The following is a 17,558-nucleotide window of genomic DNA, read 5'->3' as shown; positions in this document are numbered from 1 at the left end:
ATGCTAAGAGCACTAGTATCAATCATTATTGGTGCTGCTGTGACTTTTGGTCTGTTCGCTTTTATGGCGTTCTTGGTCGGTGGTGGGGCGCAACGCGCTGAAACATCGGCCGAGACCCCTGTAATTGAAATCACCATGGATAGACAGGATGCAAAAGCACAGAATAAGCCAAGGGTAGTGCCTAAGCCGCCACCACCACCAGAGCAACCACAGAAGCCTGATACTACGCCACCAGACACTTCATCAAATATTGATACGTCTATGTCGTTCAATATGGGTGGGGTTGAAGCCGGTGGTCACAGTGCCGGTGGTTTCAAATTGGGTAACATGATGACACGTGACGGTGATGCAACACCTATCGTCCGTATCGAACCACAATATCCAATTGCTGCGGCGCGTGACGGTAAAGAAGGTTGGGTGCAATTACGCTTTACGATTAACGAATTAGGCGGTGTAGATGACGTTGAAGTAATCCAAGCTGAACCTAAACGTTTATTCGACAAAGAAGCAATTCGTGCACTGAAGAAGTGGAAGTACAAGCCAAAGATTGTTGACGGCAAGCCACTAAAACAACCAGGCATGACAGTACAACTCGACTTCACTTTAGATAAAGGAGGCAAATAACAATGCGTAATGCTAATAAAATCGCTGTTGCGTTATTACTGTCTCTTTGTGGTGGTGCCTTATCTGTTTCTTCAGCTGTTGCGGCTGAAAAATGTGAAATCGATAAGCGCCAATCTAAAGCGGTAGGTGAAAGTGCTGCGAAGAAGGTTCAGAAATCCTTTGAAGCTTACACCAATGGCCAGCTTGATGAAGCGATTGCCGTATTGTTGGAAGCCAACCCAAAGAACGATTTCGATAAAGCGTATGTTGCGCGTATGCTCGGTAACTTCTATGCCGAAAAAGGCAAGATGGATACTGCGATCAAGTACCTGAAACAAGCCGTTGAGGCGGACATTTTAGGTGGAACAGATCACGCAGCGACACTGCGCCTCTATGCCGACTTGTTGTTACAAGAGAAGAAGTTTAAGGAAGCGATTCCTTACTATTACAAGTGGATGGACTTCACTTGTAAGGCTGACTCTCAAATGTATCGTCGTATCGGTATTGCATACACAGAGCTGAAACAGTGGGACAAAGTGATTGAAGTGGCTGATAAAGGTCTTTCACTCGCCGAAGCTCCTGATAAAGGTCTGTATCAGATGAAACTGACGTCTTACTTCAACCAGAAGAAGTATAAAAAAGCCGTTGGTGTGTTAGAAGTCATGGTGCCGTTATTCCCGGATGATGGCAGATTATGGGTTCAGTTAGCACAGTTTTATCTGATGGTAGAAGACTATGATAAGTCGCTAGCGACTTATGATTTGGCTTACCGTAATGGTTTCTTGGATACTGGAGCTAACATCACTCGTTTAGCTCAGCTGATGGCACAGAAAGGTGCGCCATATCAAGCTGCTAAAGTATTCCAAAAGAACATGAAGTCGGGCCTCATCACTGAAGATGCTAAATCTTACGAGATTTTGGCTGGTTTCTACCAAAACGCGAAAGAGTTCAAAGAAGCTGCTGAGTTTTATGGAAAAGCGGCTGCTATCAATAACGATGGCAAGCTGTACCTGAAACAAGGCCGTTTACTGAGCTTGAATGAGAAATACTCTGAAGCGATTCCAGTGCTTGAGAAAGCCATCTCTTTAGGTATCGAACATCCAGGTGAAGCAAACTTCGAATTGGCATTAGCCCATTTAAGTTTGAAACAGTACAAGTCAGCTTATAACCGCGCTGTATTAGCCGCGAAGGATAAGAAGACTGAGAAGAGTGCAAACAGCTATATCGCTTATATCAAAGAAAAAGCGCGTATGCACAACGTCGAACTGTAATTCACTGTATTCGCAATGCAGATCTAAAAAGCCCCGTAAGGGGCTTTTTCTTTATTGAAGCTTTACTAACACCTGCGATTGTTGCTGATTCCGTTCAAGCTCTAGTGATAGCTTTGAGACATTATTAAATAAGGATTCGATACGCTTTTCTTGGGTAGGTAAGCACAGGCAAGCGGCAAGTTTATAATCGATTTTCAGTTTGTGATTTTTACCGAATTCTTGATTAAACTCTTGAATATGTTGTTCGATACGCTTTAACACCACCTCAGTACCTTCCTGATCAATATTGAATAGTCCTAACGCAAAATGGTTGTGATCTAACCTTGCAATCAAATCTGTCGCCCGTAGCAGTGCTTCTTGTACCTGTTTAGTAAAGAATTCGAGTAAATGGGGTTGTTTGACGGTTTCATGAATGTGAGGGCACAGATACAATAACGCCAAGCTTTGCTGCTCACGTATGTGCCTGTGCCACTCTCGGTTGAATACTTCCATGAAATAGGTTTGGTTATAGACCCCTGTTTCAGGATCCCTAAAACCTGAGTTACGAAATGAGTAGATCATAGATGAATCCCGTAAGCAGACTTTGAACTAAGTATAGGAAGAGTTTGGCTATCACGGACCCAAAAGGAGAAATATAAAAGATGAAATTAAGTTTATTGGCGGGAACGATAGCGTTAGTGTTTGCTTTACAAGGCTGCTCAAAGCCGGAAACAACGACAGCAGTACAGGAAGGTACGATCCAAGCCGCTCCGGCGCAAAGTGAAGCTCAAACCGCTGAGTCTAAATACGCTGCCTTAGTCGATGCCTATTTTAAAGATTACTTAAAGTTAGAACCGATTTACGCCACTTTTGTCGGTGTTAATGATTACAACGCGCAGTTTGGTGGAGACTTAACCGAGGAATATCTTAAGGCGCGTCATGATCTTAATACCCGTTATTTAGCGCAAGTGAGGGCGATTGACCTTGAGCAATTGCCAGCCGATTTACAACTCAGCTATGCGCTGTTTGTGTATGACCGCGAAATGGCCCTAGTGGACGAAACCTTCCCATCACGCTTTATGCCTATCAGCCAGTTCTACAGTACTGTGATCACTATGGTGCAATTGGGTAGCGGTGAGAGTGCACAGCCTTTTAATACAGTGCAGGATTATCGCAACTGGGAGCAGCGTGTTAACGGCTTTATTGATTGGATCCAATTGGCCGAGAATCGTATGAATGAAGGTATTGCCAGTAAGGTGGTGTTACCGCGCGTGTTAGTTGAGCGGATTATTCCACAGCTTGATGCCATGCTTACTACGGATGCCAGCCAAAGCATTTTCTATTCACCGATTAATCACTTCCCTGAAGGGTTTTCGGATCAAGATAAAGCGGAGCTAACAGCAAGTTATCAGGCGATGATTAATGAGCGTTTAGTGCCTGCATTAACGGGGCTGCGCGATTACTTCAAGCAGACTTACTTACCTAAGTCTCGCGCAACGGATGGTTGGTCTGGCCTACCAAATGGTAAAGCTTGGTATCAACATTTAGCTAATTCTCATACCACCACAACCATGTCAGTGGATGAAATTCACCAAATTGGTCTGAATGAGGTCGCACGCATTCTTTCTGAGATGGACAAAGTACGTGAGCAAGTAGGTTTTAAAGGTGACTTAAAAGCCTTTTTTGCCTCTTTATCGTCTGAGCCACAATACTTCTATGGCGATCGCCAAGGCTTAATCGATGGTTATATGGTGCTGAAAGATAAGATTAACCAAGTATTGCCACAGTATTTTAATGTAATGCCAAAGGCCGACTATGTGGTTAAACCGGTTGAAAGCTTTAGAGAGCAATCTGCTGCGGGCGCGTCCTATGAATCACCAGCTGTGGATGGGAGCCGTCCTGGGGTGTTTTATATCAACACCTATAACCTAAAAGCTCAGCCGAAATGGGGTATGACGACGTTGTCATTACATGAGGCCGCGCCTGGTCACCATTTCCAAATCGCCATTAAACAAGAGCTCACTGGCGTTCCTGAGTTCCAACGTTTCAGTGGATATACTGCCTTCGAAGAAGGCTGGGCGCTCTATGCTGAATACTTAGGCATCGAAATGGGGCTCTTTAGCGACCCTTATCAGTACTTTGGTAAGCTGTCAGACGAAATGCTGCGTGCGATGCGTTTGGTGGTGGATACGGGATTACATGCCAAAGGCTGGAGCCGCGAGCAAGCGATTCAATATATGAAGGATAATTCGCCCATGGCCGAGTCGGATATTGTCGCCGAGGTCGAGCGTTATATGGCGATTCCGGGTCAAGCGCTCTCCTACAAAGTCGGTCAGCTAAAAATCCTCGCCCTACGTGAGCGTGCTGAAAAAGCCCTAGGTGATAAGTTTGACTTAAAAGCCTTCCATGATCAGATCCTAACCTCTGGCTCACTACCTATGGCGGTGATGGAGCAGAAGATCGATCGCTGGATTGCGGCGACTAAGGCTTAAGACCGAGTTGATTATGCTGCGCCGTTATCGATAACAAAATTAATGACGGCGCAGTTTAAGACTTTTTAATTAAACAGAATGTTTTTATACTCAATATTCACATCCCGTTTAGATGTCATAAAAACGGGAACCATATGATATTTGGGGCAAATGTCTCAGGATTATTCAGGGAGTTTTACCATGGTTCAGGCTACAGCAAGACATTTGTTAGTGAGCAGCGAAGAGCAGTGCCAAGCACTTAAACAACAGATCCTCGATGGTGCCGATTTTGCGCAAATCGCCCGCGCACATTCCTCATGCCCATCGGGTGCTCAAGGTGGCGAATTAGGTTCATTCGGCCCTGGCATGATGGTGCGTGAGTTTGATGAAGTAGTGTTTAGTGCGCCATTAAACGTGGTTCAAGGTCCAGTTAAAACCCAGTTTGGTTACCACTTACTCGAAGTGACCAGCCGCGGTTAATCGTCTCCTTGCCGAGAAAATGGCAGCGTTTGGCTGCCATTTTTTTTAGTTCATCCATCCATTGGGAGCCGCTATGCTTGAACTCTATACCGACAGATTAAGACTTCGCAGTTTACAAGAGCAGGATTGGCCACACTTCTTGGCATTACATCAAGATCCTGACATCAATCGCTATGTGCGTATTCCTGAAGCTCCCGAAGTGATCCGGCAAAAGTTTGAGCAGCGCTCAGCCACCTGGGACTATGCCTCTGGCGATTGGCTTACTCTGGTGATTGAAACCCTTGATAGCGGTGAGTTTATTGGTTTAACCGGTCTTCATTGTCAAAGTGTGGAGGAGCAACGTGCCGAGGTCGGTTATTTGCTGGCGCACGCGGGGCACGGTAAAGGCTATGCTACTGAGAGTTTACAGGCGGTTGTCGATTGGGCCTGTTTGAGTTTGTCTGTCCATAAATTAGTTGGGCACTGCGCCAAAGACAATATCGGTTCGGCCCGGGTGATGGAGAAATGTGGCTTTCAACTCGAAGGTGTGTTTCGGCAGCATTTTAAGATAGGTGATGAGTGGCAGGATGAATGCGCCTATGGGCTGCTCGCTGATGAAAGGCAAAGATAAGTTAAATTATCTGCATCCCATGGGACATGCTGCTATAATGCCGCAGGTTTATTTTTTGAGGCGTGTTTAAGTGGCGCAAATTAATCAGTTAGCTTTGTATCCTGGCGAAGATTTTATTGAATTGTACAAAGTATTAAAGGTACAAGGCATGTCGAATGCTGGTGGCGAAGCCAAGCATGTTATTGATGAAGGTTTGGTTACCGTCAATGGCGAAGTGGAAACGCGCAAACGTAAAAAAGTCGTTGCGGGTGACATCGTCAGCTTTAATGGTGAATCGGTTCAAATCATTGCGGCTGAATAAGCCAGATACTGTGGAGTAGGATATGCAATTTCCAGATGACGATAATGGCAAAATGCTGGCTGCGATGGCCGAAGCCGGAATTGACCTCACTAAAGCCCTCGATGTTGATTTCTTTTTAGTTTTCGATGATCAGCGTGATGCTGAATCTGCACTCGAAGAGTTAGCCAACTCCGATTTAGAAGGCGAAGTCGAGCTGAACCTTAACGATGAACTCGGCAAGTGGGAAATCATCGTATGCATCAACATGGTGCCAGACTACGATGACTTGGTTGAGCAAGAAACCATTCTCAATGATTTTGCGGCCGAGTTCGGCGGCATGACCGATGGATGGGGCGTAATGCAACATCAAGAAGGTGATGATGAGTTTATGGATGACGACCATGTTCACGATGAACATTGCCATCACTAAGCCTATCGCCAGAGAAGCCGTTAAAAACCACCGCTCAGGTGGTTTTTTGCTATCTAGGCTTTGTCGTTATCTGACGATTGCCGATATGGTGCAAATAACTCGAGCATCCAATCGATAAAGGCCTGTACTTTTAGCGGCAGGCTAGGGGATTTGGGCGTGAGCAAGTAATAGGCGTATGGGCTGGTAAAAGGTGCTTGAAACGGGATCACCAAGCTGCCATTGGCCAATTGTTCTTCGATAAAAAAACGTGGGATCAGCGCTGCGCCCATGCCACTGGCCGCGGCTTGACTCAACATATAAAAATGCTCGACGCCAAAGGTTTGCGCCTGCGTGAGTACTAGCCCCACTTTATCCGCCCAATACTCCCACAGCTCTGGCCGAGTGGTGTGTTTAAGCAGGGTTACATTATTGATGTCTTCGATGCTTTTGAGTTTAGGCGCGAGCGACGGCGCGCACACTAAGCACAAGTCTTCATCCATCAGCTTGATGTAATTAACCCCTCTGGGGAGTTGAGTGCTGCTGCGAATGGCAATGTCATAACGGCCCTGGCTGAAGTCGACGGCAAAGTCACCGATCGAGAGATCCACATACAAATGCGGATGTCGAGATTTAAATTGCTCCATCCGAGGGATTAACCAGTTGATAGTTAAACTAGGTAACACATTGATGGCTAAGGTTTGTGGCCTCGAGCCTTGGTTGCGTAAATCGGCGGTGGCGCTTGATAAGGTTTGCAGAGCCGCTTGCACATGGGGCAAGTAGCGCTTGGCTTCGTCCGTGAGTGCGACTTTTTTATGTAGGCGCACGAAGAGGGCAAAACCTAAGAATTCTTCTAATACACGGATTTGTTTACTGATAGCGCCGTGGGTGACATGCAGCTCTTTGCTAGCAAGTGTCATGCTTTGTAAGCGGGCGGCAGACTCGAATGCCCGTAATGCATTGAGGGGCGGCAAGGAAGTAAACATAGGTGTATCCGAATCGAGTAAATGATAAGGGTATTTAGTGTGAGCTTTACTCACGCTAGCGCGACAATAACTCCTTTGCGTTTATAAGGCAAACGCAGTCTAATGCGAAGCCTTAGCTCCTATTACTCAATAATAACAATCATGGAATTTGAACTGACTCTACAAATTGCGGCATTACTCTTTGGTGTGGCTATGGTGGCGGGGTTTATAGACTCTATCGCCGGCGGCGGGGGATTGCTGACTATCCCAGCGTTAATGTGGGCGGGTTTACCGCCAGCGGTGGCACTTGGGACTAACAAATTACAGGCCTGCGGTGGCAGCTTTTTTGCGAGCTTGTACTTTGTGCGTAAGGGATTGGTCGATTTGAAGGCCGTTAAACTGTCTCTTATCTGTGCCTTTGCGGGCGCCGCCTTAGGCACGATTCTGGTGCAGTTGGTCGATGCAAAAGTGCTGGAGTTAGTCTTACCTTTTTTAATTCTCGCCATTGGTTGTTATTTCTTGTTTTCGAAAAAGATTTCGGAAGATGATCGTCATCAAGTGTTAACGCCTACCGCCTTTGCCTTTACCGCCGCGCTCGGTGTGGGTTTGTACGATGGTTTTTTTGGCCCTGGCACAGGGAGTTTCTTCGCGCTGGCCTTTGTGACCTTGGCCGGTTTTGGTCTGGCAAAAGCGACGGCACATGCCAAGGTGCTAAATTTCTCGACCAATATCGCTTCGCTTATCTTCTTTACCTTAGGCGGCAAAGTGATTTGGGTGCTCGGCTTAGTGATGCTTGCCGGGCAGGCCATCGGCGCCACCTTAGGTTCGCGCTTAGTCGTGACCAAGGGCACTAAGATCATTAAGCCTTTAGTGGTGACTATGTCCTTAGCCATGAGTGTGAAACTGTTAGCGAGCCAATATCAACTGTTTTGATAAAGCCGCTATCGTATTTGCCTCTCCCTTGATAAGGCCGAATATATGCTTGTCTGCATAAGTGCAGCGAGCACAGTTTTCGGCCTTATTGCTGTAAATCTCCTCAGTCCCTTGGTATTCGCTATACTCCGCAGTAATGTTTAGGATAACCTAGCATTTTTAAAGCGTTTTTACGGTCAATAGACTGTGTTATTGCCCAGCGTTTGCACCGGAAACTTCGCAAGTTAAACGGTAAACACCCACGCGATAGAATCGGCTTAGTATTCATGTAAGGTTTCGCAACGATGAGATTTATCCATACCTCGGACTGGCATATTGGTCGCCAGTTACACAATCAATCACTCTTAGAAGACCAAGCCTATGTGCTTGATCAAATTGTGACATTGGCACAAGAGCATGCTGTCGATGCGGTGATTATTGCTGGGGATATTTACGATAGGTCGATTCCTCCAGCCAGCGCCGTGGCTCTGCTCGATGAGGTGCTTAATCGCCTTATCACCGAGTTAGGATTACAAGTGCTGATGATTGCCGGTAACCACGACGGGCACGAACGCTTAGGCTTTGCGGCTAAACAAATGGCGGCAAGTGGTTTGCACATTATTGGGCCGCTGCAGGCTGATTTAACGCCGATCCGCTTAACCAGCTCAAGTGGCGATGCTTACTTTTATCCGCTGCCTTACGCCGAACCTGCAACCGTGCGCCAAGTATTTGAGGCGGATGCCAAGGGGCTTAGTGTATCCAGCCATGAAGAGGCTATGGCGCTACTGTTAGAACAAGTACGCTCCCACGACAGCCAAGGGTTACCTAAAGTCGTTGTTAGTCATTGCTTTTTAGATGGCGGTAGTGAGTCAGAGTCCGAGCGGCCATTGAGTATTGGCGGCGCCGATAAAATTTCCCCACGGCTTTTTAGTGAGTTTGATTATGTTGCCCTTGGCCACTTGCACGGACCGCAATATAAAGGTTGTGAGCATGTGCGTTATTCCGGCTCGATTTTGAAATATTCCTTTAGCGAACAGCATCAACACAAGTCAGTCACTTTAGTGGACGTTGCCGCGCACACTCCGGCGCAAATCCAACTCTTGCCCTTAACGGCGCTGCGTGATGTGCGGATTATCGAAGGGGAATTGGCACATTTATTAGATCTTGGAAAAACCGATGCCAAGCGTGAGGATTATCTGATGGTGAGACTCCTCGATAAACACGCCATTTTAGATGCCATGGGCAAACTGCGCAGTGTCTATCCCAATGTGTTGCATTTAGAACGTACTGGATTAATGGCGGGTGAGCAGGCTGTGGCACTCAACCGTGACCATATCAAAAAAGGCGAAATGGCCATGTTCCGTGATTTTTTCAGCCAAGTCTCTGGCGAGGCGTTGAGTGATGCGCAGCAAGCGGTTATGGATGAGATTTTAACTAAGCTTCACAGGGATGAACGCGATAGCGTTGGATCTACTCGCGTTGTAGCAAAAGGGGAGCAATCCGCATGAAGCCACTCACGCTGTCAATGTCGGCCTTTGGCCCCTTCGCCTCGACTCAAACCATTGATTTTACCGAACTGGGGGATAACCCCTTATTCCTGATCAACGGGCCAACTGGCGCGGGCAAAACTACGCTGCTCGACGGAATTTGTTTTGCACTTTACGGCAAAACCACAGGCAACGAGCGCGAAGGCAGCCAGATGCGCTGCGATATGGCCGATGATAACTTGCTTACCGAGGTGACTTTTAGTTTTCAATTAGGCAGTACGGGTTATCGTATTCGCCGCGTCCCCGAGCAGGAAAGACTAAAGAAAAGCGGTGATGGCTCAACGGTACAAAAGAGTGAGGCACAGCTGTATAAGATTGCCCCAGATGGCAGTGAAACCCTTATCGTCGCCAGTAAAGTGTCAGACGCCACGGCCGAAATCGAGGCATTAACCGGCCTAGATGTGGAGCAGTTCCGCCAAGTGATGGTGCTCCCGCAGGGGAAGTTTCGCGAATTGCTGATGGCCGACTCTAAGGCGCGTGAGCAAATTTTTAGCCAGCTATTTCAAACTCATATTTATAAACGCATCGAAGATACCCTAAAAGCCAAGGCGGCGGATATTCGCAACCTTGTCAAAGAGCAGCGCGCCCGCCGCGACGGTATTTTGCAAACCGCGGCACTGACATCTGATGACGAACTTGCCGCAGAGTTTAGCCGCATTGAACCCGAATTCGCGGCGGCAACGGCGGCAAAGGAGCAGAGCGTTGCGGCGCATTTAGTAGCATTAAAACAGCGTGATAGCGCGCAGCAACTCTTTGCTGAATTTACTCGCTTACAGGAATTACAGGCTGAGGCATCTCGCCTTAATGAGCAGCAAGCGCAGATTGCAACCCAAACGGCACGGCTTGAGGTGGCCAAGCAAGCACTGCGTATAAAACCCTTATTAGATAACGCCTTATCGCGGGAGCAAGAAGCGAGTCTCGCCGCCACTCAGCGCGATAGCGCGCAGTCGACACTCGATGCCGCTAAGCTCGCACTCGCTCATGCTGAAACCGCGGCGCAGGAAATCATTCCCCTCGAACATAAGCTGCGTGAGGTTGAGCAGCAACATAGTCATCTCAGTGCGTTAGTGCCGCAGCTGGCTGAGTTTGCCAGCCTTGAACAAGCTTTAGCGCAAGCAAAAGAGATACTACAAAACACCAAATTGCAGGGGCAGGAGAGTAAAAATACGCTTGCAACGCTAGTGGAGCAGCGCAGCCATTGTGAGGCTCAACTGCCAGCCTTGCAGCAGCAAAGCGAGCAGCAACTTGCCACCGCACAGGCACTGCAGCAGCACCGTCATATGCTCGAGCAGTTCAAGCAGTGGCAACAGATATGTGCCAAAGTCGCACACACTCAAGGATTGCTTGAGCAGGTTGGCTCACAAGGAAAAGCGCTTAATACCCAATATCAAGAAGCCTCAACGGCTTATAAGTCTTTGCAACTGAAGTGGTTCCAAGGTCAGGCAGCCATTTTAGCAAGAGAGCTAAAACCCCATGAGCCATGCCCAGTTTGTGGCAGTTCGGCCCATCCTCAACCCGCGATGAGCCATGAGGAGTTGCCAACGGAACTGCAATTGCAGGCGGCGCAGGATGCCGAGGCCTTGGCGCTCGATAATCTCAATAAAGCACGGGCAGAATATCGCGGGCTGCAAAAGCAATTAGAAGCACAGCAACAGCAGGCGAATGAGCTGGCAACAGCCCTTGGCGATAAGGTTGAGTTGTCGCTCGAATCCCATCGCCAAACGCTAGACGAACTGACACTACAATCGAAACAGGCCGACGCTGCGGCGCAAGCGCTACAGCAGTTACAGCAACAGATCAAAACCTTGCAGCAGCAAGAGTCTACATTGACGCAGCAACTAGAACTTGAGCGTGAGCGTTACCGTGAACAAGAAGGCAAAGTCGAGCGCTTATTGGGTCAATTTGCGGAAAAAGCGCTGCGGATCCCAGAAGAATACCGAACACTGGAGGTATTGAATCAAGCTATTGCAGATAACCAACAGCAACTCGAGCAGATAAAACGTCAGATTGATGCGCTCAGAGCCGCGCAGCAGCAGGCGCAGCAGCAGAGTGTGGCGGCGCAAACGGCATTATCGGCGGCGATAGAGCGTTGTAATGGCGCGGCAGAGCTGCAGGCGCAAGCACTGCAGGCGCTACTGACGGCGCTGGATAACGCAGCCTTTACCGATAGAGATGCATTGCGCGAGGCCTTGTTAACGGATGAGCAAATGCAGGTGCTGGCTGAGGGCATAGAGACCTATCATAGGCAGTGCGCCTTAAATCAGTCGCAACTGACTCAGCTTAAAACCAAGTTGAGCGAGTCGACATCACCCGATCTTGATGCCTTAGAGGCCTTGCTCACTGAGCGACTCGCGCAGCTTAAAACGGCGGAAGAGGTATGGAGTCAACTCAACACTCGGTTCACCCTGCTTAACAATACCCAAACTCAGCTGGCGATTGTCGATCAAAAGGCCAAATCCCTCGAGGATGAATACGCAGTGATTGGCACTTTGGCCGATGTTGCCAACGGTAATACCGGCAACAAAATTTCACTGCAACGCTTTGTGCTTAGCGTATTGCTCGACGATGTGTTGCTTGCGGCAACGCAGAGGCTGCATTTAATGAGTAAAGGTCGCTACCGATTATTGCGCAAAGAAGACAGAGCTAAGGGCAATAAGGCCTCAGGGCTAGAGCTTGAAGTCGAGGATGCCTACACCTCTAAAGTGCGTCCCGTGGCGACCTTAAGTGGTGGTGAGAGTTTTATGGCGGCCTTGTCGATGGCCTTGGGTTTATCGGATGTGGTTCAAGCCTACGCAGGGGGGATAAAACTCGACACCTTATTTATCGACGAAGGCTTTGGCAGCTTAGATCAGGACTCACTCGAACTTGCCATTCGAACCCTGATGGATTTGCAGTCGGCAGGCAGGATGATTGGGGTGATTTCCCATGTGTCTGAAATGAAAGAGCAGATAGGCACCCGAATTGATATCTTGAAAACCTCCCATGGGAGTGAAATCAAGGTGATTTTGCCTTAGTGTGACTTAAGTGGAGAAGTATTAGCTTAACACATTGTTTTTATTGAAATGATAAACGAGATTTTGCGCTATTTAACATCTATATACAGAACACACAATCGGTTTAAAGTGCTAACTGACGCATGTTTTTAGTAAATAGTGCTATAAAAGTGCAAAATAGCGTTTGTCATAATCGGTTTTTTGGGATAAGTTGACAAAATTCGGGCTTCCCCCTGTGGGACTGGTTCAAAAATATAACGCAATAACGATAACAAAAGGTGAAAGCGTTGCAGACAGGTAAACCCAATTTGGCTAATTTTCCGCAAATTCGTTTGCAGAATTTATCTTCAGCCCATAAAAATATTCTCTTAGTTGGTGGTTTATTAATCGGTGCGGCAATGTTAATGCCGAATGCCAACCATGTGGTTCCTACTGCTCAACGTATTCCCGTCGCGCTCGATCTTGAGACGATTTTGCCACAGGTTTCTGAGCCTGTTGAAACGGCTCCAATTGTCGATAATACCCCCCATTTTGAACGTGTCATTGCCTCAGGCGATACCTTAAGTGCTTTATTTTCTAAAGCCGGTGTTGACCAACAAACCATGTATAAAGTATTAGAGGCCGACTTAAACATTCTGGCGCTCGATACCTTATTACCCGGTAACCGTATTCAATTTTGGCTGGATAATGAAGGCCAACTGCAAAAGTTAGAACTGTATTTCAACGCTGCCCGCCAAGTAGTATTTACCCGTTACGAAGATGGCAGCTTTAACGTAGAAGAAATTAACGTTGAAGGTGTGTGGCAAAACCGTATCGTCACTGGCGATATTAAAGGTTCATTCTATGTTTCGGCACAAAAAATGGGTTTAGCGGCGGCCGATATTCAGCGGATTGAAGATTTACTCAAAGAGAAAGTGAATTTTGCTCGGGATTTACGTGCGGGTGATAAATTTTCTGTTTTGGTAAATGATCAATATGTTGAGGGCGAAGCAACCGGAAGCAGCCAAATATTAGGCGTGAGCATTAAAACGGGCCGCTCTGAAATTAGTGCATTCCAACATACCGATGGCAGTTATTACGATGCGAAAGGCCAAAGCTTAGTGCGTGCCTTCCAACGTATTCCATTGGCTAAACAACCACGCATGAGTTCTCGTTTTAACCCTACGCGTAAACATCCAATTACTGGCCGTATTTCACCCCATAACGGTACCGACTTTTCAGTGCCTATTGGTACTAAAGTTATTGCCCCTGGCGATGGTGTCGTAAGCTTAGTCACCGATCACCAATTCGCGGGTAAATATATTGTGATTGAACACGGTGGTAAGTACCGTACACGTTATTTACACCTTTCTAAGGCATTAGTGCGCAAAGGTCAACGTGTCACTCGTGGCCAAGTGATTGCTTTATCAGGTAATACTGGACGTTCTACCGGTCCACATTTACATTATGAATTCCACGTTAATGGTAAGCCAGTGGATCCAATGAGAGCCGATATCCCGATGGCAAGCCAATTAGCGAACCAAGAATTACGTACCTTCACCAATATCGTGAAGAGCCGCCAAGCGTTAATGAATTTAGGTTAAGCCATTCATTAATCCGAGCGAACCGAATATAAAAACGCCGATGAATCTGATGTCATCGGCGTTTTTATTTGGGCTGCGTTTAGCTATAACGGCTGGAAAACACTTATCCATTAAACCACTGGTTTAGTAGTAAGGATGTTTAACCAAATTAGGGGCAAGCTTTACTGCTTTAATATAAGCGGTGGATAGAGTTAAGTTGGCCGAGTTAATACGCATCTAAGCAAGAACAGGGAAAATGCTGATATCGCTTTATAGATGCGCCGAGTGCCTATATAAGCGAGTTACTTCGCGTTACGCTGCTTTGTCTTTATCTAATTTGATAGGGTTACGGCGGTCAACTCAAATGAATTAACTGGCTTGACGTTTCTGCATTGCCTTTAACGCACATTTACACAGACGACCTTTTAAAGCTGGGCAGCCTCCGCAGGGGGATTTTTTAAAGGGACGAAGTGCAAAACTGCGTTCAGTGGGTAATGGACGGATACGCTTAATAACGGCGGATGATAAAAATTTAGCATCATTCGCGGCACTAAAATAGGCTTTAGCTAATTTAAGTTGTTTCTTGCGGGCGGTCTTATCGAGGGTTTGGATATGCTGTTTTGCCAGATATTCGGACAATAATAGGCTTAAGTGTTTACGCTGCTGTTTTTTATTTTGTGCATGAGTCGTATGTATTACTGGCGTATTTGCCGAATAAAGGTTTTGCAATTCAACAGGGCGATCGGATTTTGCCTGCTGTTTTTGCAGTTTCTTGGCCTGTTTGTTACACCACTTTTCTAGCTTTTTACCAATCTTTTGCTTTTTCATACGACTTTTTTACACGACTGAAGTGCGGTAACGGATAAGACAGATTCATTCTAAATGAAAATTATTATCAGTCAACTGTGCGTGATAAATCGATGAGTAAAATGCGAGCCTAGTCGAATAAGTTTGTTTAGTTTGAGTAGGGCGATTGATTAGCGTCGATACAGGTTAGCAGTAAACGCAGATCGAATTCGAATTGATGGTAATCGGGCTCCATATAAGTACACAACTTATAGAAAGCTTTATTATGATCCTTCTCTTTTAGGTGGGCGAGTTCGTGTACAACCACCATTCTGAGCAAGGGTTCGGGGACGCGCTTTAAACGTGAAGAGATACGGATCTCGTTCTTAGCCTTGATTTTATTCCCTTGTACTCTGGAGACGTAAGAATGTAAGCCAAGTGCATGATGACTCATGCTAATTTTGTCATCGAAGATCACTTTTGACAGGGGAGAGGACTGGCGTAAAAACTGATTTTTTATCCCTTGGGCATAGTCATAGAGAGCTTTGTCGCTACGGATCTCGTGGACCGTGGGATGACGACGCAGCAAAACATCCGCAAGCTTCCCACCTTCGAGTAGGTGTTGAACTTGGCGTTGGATATCCGGACTATAACCGCTTAAATATTTTAAGGTTTGCATTGTTTCTAGCTGTGGGAAAACGAGCTTAGCGCTACAGCCGCGCTAAGCTCACAGGCTTTAAGCTTTACCGAAGATACGGCGATTTTGCTGAGCGTAGGCGGCCTCAAAGGCGGGTTGTTGGACGCGCTTGAGATCTAAGCTGTCAAAATCAACTTGAGGCGGATTACGCTTGTTTTGTTCCTTGATCGCAACAGGCGATAACAAGGTCACCGGCAGATCGCCGAGTTGAATTGCGGCTTCGAGTTTAAAGCTGGTGGCGGAGCCTGCCAGTTTGCCTTTTTGCTCGCGCTCGATAACGACGATTTCATCGACCTTATAATCTTCCATTAACTTATGGAAAGCGAAGTGAAATTCACGGATAGTTTCCGCTGAGGCTGATTGAGCGACGCTAAAAGACACTTTACGGCAGCTTGGTACGTTGAAGGTTTCACCTTCGTAGCTCAGCAGACTGATAATGGCTTCGCCGCCTTTTAATTCAACACCACAAATTCGCATGTTACACCTTTAAATATCAACATTTCTTACATATGGCAGGAGCATATTCCCACCCGTAATGTCGAGAGTCTGCACTATGGACTCTCGCGAGTAAATCATTAACGCTCGTCGTCATGATCCTGCAGCAAAGGCGCCGCAGGTTTTTTACGCATAGGCGCATCACCCACGTCAACCCCAGTGATAAAGCGTTTGTCACGTGAGGCGGCCGTTTTAACCGTTTTTGACTTGGTTTTCGCTTTGGCCTTGGTACCTGCCTTAGCGACCGCTTTAGTTGCGGTGGTCTTTGGCTTGTCTTTTAAACCACTAAATTTAGCTTCGAGGCCCTGAATGGCACTGATCTCAAAGGTCTTTCTAAGGAAGAGTTGTACTTTCTTAAAGTTATCCCAATCTTTAGGACCAACGAGGGAAATTGCATCACCCTTAGCGCCCGCGCGGCCGGTACGACCAATGCGGTGGACATATTCTTCGGCAAATTTGGGCATGTCGAAGTTAATGACGAGGGAGACATTGAGTAAGTCTAAGCCACGGGATGCCACATCTGTGGTCACCAGAATCTGCTGCTGACCGCGGGCAAATTGATCCATGATTTGATTACGGGCCGCCTGCTTCAGCTCGCCGCTTAACGCCGCGGTGGCAAAACCTTGCGCCGAGAGTTTGCTGGCTAAGCGCTCGGTATCGGCGCGGGTGGCGGTAAAAATAATCACTTGCTTGTGGGTTTCGTCACTGAGCAAACGCGTGAGCAGGGCTTCTTTGTGATCTAAATGATCACACAGATAAATCCGTTGGGTAATGTCCTGATGCTCAGTGTGGGCTGCACCAATCGCCACATGTGATGGATTTTTGAGTAATGCCGCGGCAATCTCATTGATTTCACTGTGATCTAAAGTGGCCGAAAACATTAAGGTTTGACGGCGCTTATGATCTGCAGCTGCGTTAATGGCTTTTAATTGTGGCGCAAAACCCAGATCCAGCATACGGTCGGCTTCATCGAGGACAAGCAGTTCTAATCCATTGAGGAAGAGGTTTTTTTGTTCTAAATGATCGGCGATGCGTCCCGGCGTTGCCACGATAAAATGTGGCTCTTTTGCCAGAGCTTTAGCTTGATCGTTAAAGTTTTCACCGCCCAACACGCTAATGGCTTTGTATTGAGTGTTGGCAACCAGCAAACGTAGCTGGCTATACACTTGGTGGGCCAATTCGCGGGTTGGTAATAAAATCAGTACTCTAGGATCGCGCTTGGTTAAGGCGCGGGTGGAGATAACCCTTTGCATCGCTGGCAACAAAAAAGCTAAGGTCTTACCTGAGCCTGTCTTTGATGACGCCATTAAATCTTTACCTGCCAATGCGATAGGCAGTGCTTGTTCCTGGATGGCGGTTGGGGTCGCAATCCCCATATGCTTTAAGCTTTGTAACAGACGCTGGTCCAGAGAAAAATCAGTAAACTGCAAAGGTATATCCCCTAAATCTGAGTGAGGGCAGATTATAGCCTTAAATCACTATGCTCAGCTATCTTGATTGG

17 protein-coding genes are annotated in these 17,558 nt (G+C 47.0%); 11 read left to right on the top strand and 6 right to left on the bottom strand.

Features of this window, described 5'->3' with window-relative positions; translation table 11 throughout:
• Together N7386_RS13765 and N7386_RS13760 are read left to right on the top strand one after the other, a co-directional pair.
• Positions 1 to 624 carry a TonB family protein gene (locus N7386_RS13765; protein ID WP_011717517.1) on the top strand — a complete coding sequence of 208 codons (624 nt, stop codon included), beginning with the start codon at positions 1 to 3 and terminating at the stop codon, positions 622 to 624.
• 2 nt (positions 625 to 626) lie between these two features.
• Positions 627 to 1,874, top strand: coding sequence for a tetratricopeptide repeat protein (locus N7386_RS13760; protein ID WP_086902580.1), 1,248 nt, complete (start codon positions 627 to 629; stop codon positions 1,872 to 1,874).
• A 51-nt stretch (positions 1,875 to 1,925) separates the two neighbouring features.
• On the opposite strand, the gene N7386_RS13755 is transcribed toward N7386_RS13760, so the two are convergent.
• Positions 1,926 to 2,435, bottom strand: coding sequence for a diguanylate cyclase (locus N7386_RS13755; protein ID WP_279769084.1), 510 nt, complete (start codon positions 2,433 to 2,435; stop codon positions 1,926 to 1,928).
• Positions 2,436 to 2,515: 80 nt separating this feature from the next.
• Between N7386_RS13755 and N7386_RS13750 the strand changes: the two genes are divergently transcribed.
• The 5 genes from N7386_RS13750 to N7386_RS13730 all read left to right on the top strand — a co-directional run bounded on the left by N7386_RS13750 (position 2,516) and on the right by N7386_RS13730 (position 6,124).
• A complete protein-coding gene (locus tag N7386_RS13750) occupies positions 2,516 to 4,345 on the top strand; it encodes a DUF885 domain-containing protein (protein WP_279769082.1) in 1,830 nt (609 codons plus the stop codon).
• Between the two features lie 180 nt (positions 4,346 to 4,525).
• Complete coding sequence (locus tag N7386_RS13745; RefSeq protein WP_011623210.1) at positions 4,526 to 4,804, top strand: peptidylprolyl isomerase; 279 nt, start codon at positions 4,526 to 4,528, stop codon at positions 4,802 to 4,804.
• A gap of 73 nt (positions 4,805 to 4,877) precedes the next feature.
• On the top strand, positions 4,878 to 5,414 hold the full coding sequence (locus tag N7386_RS13740; RefSeq protein WP_011717513.1) for a GNAT family N-acetyltransferase: 537 nt from the start codon (positions 4,878 to 4,880) through the stop codon (positions 5,412 to 5,414).
• 70 nt (positions 5,415 to 5,484) lie between these two features.
• Positions 5,485 to 5,715: an RNA-binding S4 domain-containing protein gene (locus N7386_RS13735; protein ID WP_011623208.1), complete on the top strand. Its 231-nt coding sequence runs from the start codon at positions 5,485 to 5,487 to the stop codon at positions 5,713 to 5,715.
• A gap of 22 nt (positions 5,716 to 5,737) precedes the next feature.
• Positions 5,738 to 6,124, top strand: a complete 387-nt coding sequence (locus tag N7386_RS13730) for a ribonuclease E inhibitor RraB (protein WP_011717512.1) — start codon at positions 5,738 to 5,740, stop codon at positions 6,122 to 6,124.
• 53 nt (positions 6,125 to 6,177) lie between these two features.
• Here N7386_RS13730 and N7386_RS13725 read toward each other — a convergent pair whose 3' ends face one another.
• Positions 6,178 to 7,086: a LysR family transcriptional regulator gene (locus tag N7386_RS13725; protein WP_279769078.1), complete on the bottom strand. Its 909-nt coding sequence runs from the start codon at positions 7,084 to 7,086 to the stop codon at positions 6,178 to 6,180.
• A gap of 141 nt (positions 7,087 to 7,227) precedes the next feature.
• On the opposite strand from N7386_RS13725, the gene N7386_RS13720 reads away from it, so the two are divergent.
• The 4 genes from N7386_RS13720 to N7386_RS13705 all read left to right on the top strand — a co-directional run bounded on the left by N7386_RS13720 (position 7,228) and on the right by N7386_RS13705 (position 14,100).
• Entirely contained in the window at positions 7,228 to 7,998 is a 771-nt protein-coding gene (locus N7386_RS13720; protein ID WP_220053375.1) for a TSUP family transporter, read from the top strand.
• Positions 7,999 to 8,282: 284 nt separating this feature from the next.
• Entirely contained in the window at positions 8,283 to 9,485 is a 1,203-nt protein-coding gene (locus N7386_RS13715; RefSeq protein WP_279769074.1) for an exonuclease SbcCD subunit D, read from the top strand.
• A complete protein-coding gene (locus N7386_RS13710) occupies positions 9,482 to 12,538 on the top strand; it encodes an SMC family ATPase (protein WP_279769072.1) in 3,057 nt (1,018 codons plus the stop codon). The genes N7386_RS13715 and N7386_RS13710 overlap by 4 nt, the downstream gene beginning before the upstream one ends.
• Before the next feature lie 266 nt (positions 12,539 to 12,804).
• Entirely contained in the window at positions 12,805 to 14,100 is a 1,296-nt protein-coding gene (locus tag N7386_RS13705; RefSeq protein WP_088213063.1) for a peptidoglycan DD-metalloendopeptidase family protein, read from the top strand.
• 348 nt (positions 14,101 to 14,448) lie between these two features.
• Here the strand turns inward: N7386_RS13705 and N7386_RS13700 are convergent, their stop codons facing one another.
• The 4 genes from N7386_RS13700 to N7386_RS13685 all read right to left on the bottom strand — a co-directional run bounded on the left by N7386_RS13700 (position 14,449) and on the right by N7386_RS13685 (position 17,487).
• Positions 14,449 to 14,907, bottom strand: coding sequence for a hypothetical protein (locus N7386_RS13700; RefSeq protein WP_086902588.1), 459 nt, complete (start codon positions 14,905 to 14,907; stop codon positions 14,449 to 14,451).
• A gap of 127 nt (positions 14,908 to 15,034) precedes the next feature.
• Positions 15,035 to 15,544, bottom strand: a complete 510-nt coding sequence (locus N7386_RS13695; RefSeq protein WP_086902589.1) for a YgjP-like metallopeptidase domain-containing protein — start codon at positions 15,542 to 15,544, stop codon at positions 15,035 to 15,037.
• Positions 15,545 to 15,601: 57 nt separating this feature from the next.
• Complete coding sequence (locus N7386_RS13690; RefSeq protein ID WP_011623199.1) at positions 15,602 to 16,039, bottom strand: DUF3010 family protein; 438 nt, start codon at positions 16,037 to 16,039, stop codon at positions 15,602 to 15,604.
• Between the two features lie 98 nt (positions 16,040 to 16,137).
• The gene (locus N7386_RS13685; RefSeq protein ID WP_086902590.1) at positions 16,138 to 17,487 is read right to left on the bottom strand and encodes a DEAD/DEAH box helicase; all 1,350 of its coding nucleotides are present in this window, start codon (positions 17,485 to 17,487) and stop codon (positions 16,138 to 16,140) included.
• Positions 17,488 to 17,558 lie beyond the last annotated feature (71 nt).

Source organism: Shewanella sp. GD04112 (genome assembly GCF_029835735.1).
Taxonomy (GTDB): Bacteria; Pseudomonadota; Gammaproteobacteria; order Enterobacterales; family Shewanellaceae; genus Shewanella.
The sequence above is the reverse complement of the archived record's forward strand: the minus strand, read 5'-3'. Positions and strand labels throughout refer to the sequence as shown.

What these genes read in the sequence shown, in the direction of transcription:
- N7386_RS13765 (WP_011717517.1), top strand. Translation starts at nt 1, where the DNA reads ATGCTAAGAGCACTAGTATCAATCATTATTGGTGCTGCTGTGACTTTT.
- N7386_RS13760 (WP_086902580.1), top strand. Translation starts at nt 627, where the DNA reads ATGCGTAATGCTAATAAAATCGCTGTTGCGTTATTACTGTCTCTTTGT.
- N7386_RS13755 (WP_279769084.1), bottom strand. Translation starts at nt 2,435, where the DNA reads ATGATCTACTCATTTCGTAACTCAGGTTTTAGGGATCCTGAAACAGGG.
- N7386_RS13750 (WP_279769082.1), top strand. Translation starts at nt 2,516, where the DNA reads ATGAAATTAAGTTTATTGGCGGGAACGATAGCGTTAGTGTTTGCTTTA.
- N7386_RS13745 (WP_011623210.1), top strand. Translation starts at nt 4,526, where the DNA reads ATGGTTCAGGCTACAGCAAGACATTTGTTAGTGAGCAGCGAAGAGCAG.
- N7386_RS13740 (WP_011717513.1), top strand. Translation starts at nt 4,878, where the DNA reads ATGCTTGAACTCTATACCGACAGATTAAGACTTCGCAGTTTACAAGAG.
- N7386_RS13730 (WP_011717512.1), top strand. Translation starts at nt 5,738, where the DNA reads ATGCAATTTCCAGATGACGATAATGGCAAAATGCTGGCTGCGATGGCC.
- N7386_RS13725 (WP_279769078.1), bottom strand. Translation starts at nt 7,086, where the DNA reads ATGTTTACTTCCTTGCCGCCCCTCAATGCATTACGGGCATTCGAGTCT.
- N7386_RS13720 (WP_220053375.1), top strand. Translation starts at nt 7,228, where the DNA reads ATGGAATTTGAACTGACTCTACAAATTGCGGCATTACTCTTTGGTGTG.
- N7386_RS13715 (WP_279769074.1), top strand. Translation starts at nt 8,283, where the DNA reads ATGAGATTTATCCATACCTCGGACTGGCATATTGGTCGCCAGTTACAC.
- N7386_RS13710 (WP_279769072.1), top strand. Translation starts at nt 9,482, where the DNA reads ATGAAGCCACTCACGCTGTCAATGTCGGCCTTTGGCCCCTTCGCCTCG.
- N7386_RS13700 (WP_086902588.1), bottom strand. Translation starts at nt 14,907, where the DNA reads ATGAAAAAGCAAAAGATTGGTAAAAAGCTAGAAAAGTGGTGTAACAAA.
- N7386_RS13695 (WP_086902589.1), bottom strand. Translation starts at nt 15,544, where the DNA reads ATGCAAACCTTAAAATATTTAAGCGGTTATAGTCCGGATATCCAACGC.
- N7386_RS13690 (WP_011623199.1), bottom strand. Translation starts at nt 16,039, where the DNA reads ATGCGAATTTGTGGTGTTGAATTAAAAGGCGGCGAAGCCATTATCAGT.